We start from the raw sequence: 1792 nt of genomic DNA on the forward strand, positions 1-1792 counted from the left end.
AACAATTAACGGTTACGGGGACTATAAAAATGGTATTGATATGAAAAAAGAGGCGCACGCTACGGGAACGCCTCTTTTCTTTAGACCTCTTGCCACAATACGGATTAGGGGAAGGATTTGGAGCTAAATATCGTCGTTTTTCCAATAAGTCTCTTCCGAAATGCTTCGCCCCTAAGACTCGATGTTAGGCGAAGTGGAAGTCAGAATGCTTAAGCTGGTTTAGATTCACATTTTCAAACAAAACTTCTCCACCTTTTGCGTCAGATAAGAGAGCGCCATTACTAGTATTAGTAAGGTAACCCTGATTTATCCCATTGTTGTACCAAGTTTTGGAGTCAATTTGACCAAAACCTTGAAATTTAACCTTATCTAAACCAACTTGGAAGTCTTTGATGATATCGAAGTCATCTCCAAGCAAGCTATCGCTCCGATTGAACACAAATCTGTCAGCGCCATTGCCACCAACCATGGTGTCATTGTCACCGCCACCTACCAAAGTGTCGTCACCAAAACTGCCATGAAGTTTATCATCACCAAACCCTCCATTCAGCTTATCGTTACCTTTACCTCCTTCTAGAATGTCATCGCCAGTAAGTCCTTCAATCGAATCGTCGCCTAGGCTAGCATAAATTTTGTCATTACCGAAAGTGCCACGAAGCTTATCATCCCAAATACTTCCATAGCGGACATCATTGCCCAGGCTGTTGATTAAGGTATCCCCTAATAAGTTAACAGCATTGTTATTAACTTCTACGATCGTGATCTTGGTATCACGGTCAAAGGTTTGCTGATAAGTCCCTTTGGCTGAACCCTTGACGAAGTCTACGCCGTTGTTGCCATCAATATCAGTAGTTTTAAAAGGAAAGTTAAGGTTAACGTTGCTGCTAGAACCAAAATCCAAGTCGCCGATTTTACGGGAAGAGATTAAATCACCAGCAATGCCAAAAAAACCTTTAACCTTAGCTTGATTGGGATTCTCAGTCTCTAACACCAGAAAACCTATGTTTGAGTTGGCCTGAGAATATTCCTGATTAGGATTGTCAATTTCTTTAGCTGTTAGTCGTAAATCTGCTGAGAAATTGAAAGAGAATTGTTGATGAGCTCCAACAGAAAAACTAGCAACTACTTTAGTGTTACTCTGGGAACTACTCTCAAAAGCACCATCAAAAGCAGCCGCAGTAGCTTGACTAAATAGTGTAGAGAAGGTTGGGTTATTGACAAAAGTGGCGTCAGCATTAGCAAGGGCAAAACCCACACCATTCTTCACTAAAGTCTGCGCCTGAATTTGAGTCAAAAACCCCGACGCTGCTTGACTATAGTTGGTGAACTTGGCGCTTCCTGTAGCGTCAGCAAAGTTTGCTTTGGAGTTAGGGGTTTTAACAATTGGCAAAAATAAAGTATTTGATCCCATGAAAATCTCCATTTTTATATTGGCTTATTCCGGGAATCATTATATATAGCATTAATTAATAATGAGCGCCATTTTGGCGGCTGATTTTGATGACAATAAGCCGCCAAAATGTTAAGCATTAAGCTATTTATCAGCAGTCAGCTAATGCTCTGGTAGTGATAATATAGCGTTTTGATTTGAGTCGTGAACATACCTCTTGCGCCAAGAGGCAAAACCCAAGAGGCAAAACCCAAGAGGCAAAAGGGATCCGAAGTTTTATTGGATAATAAAAAAAGACCTTCTAGGTTTATATCTCATTTAGAAATTTTATAGTAAACATTTAGCTATCAGTAATCATCTCATGATAAAATAAGCGATCAAGCGTGCGCGTAGCGCAATCGC

1 protein-coding gene is annotated in these 1792 nt (G+C 40.5%); it reads right to left on the minus strand.

All coding sequences use genetic code 11. The annotated features are described in order from the left end of the window. Positions 1-184 precede the first annotated feature (184 nt). Positions 185-1411 (minus strand): hypothetical protein, encoded by a 1227-nt coding sequence (locus tag F6K51_RS36665; protein WP_293030931.1) that lies wholly within the window; start codon positions 1409-1411, stop codon positions 185-187. Positions 1412-1792: the final 381 nt, after the last annotated feature.

Origin of the sequence: Moorena sp. SIO3I8 (assembly GCF_010692325.1) — a bacterium.
Taxonomy (GTDB): domain Bacteria; phylum Cyanobacteriota; class Cyanobacteriia; order Cyanobacteriales; family Coleofasciculaceae; genus Moorena.

Bases quoted from the DNA above. Each gene is read 5' to 3' on its own strand.
- F6K51_RS36665 (WP_293030931.1), bottom strand. From the start codon at position 1,411: ATGGGATCAAATACTTTATTTTTGCCAATTGTTAAAACCCCTAACTCC.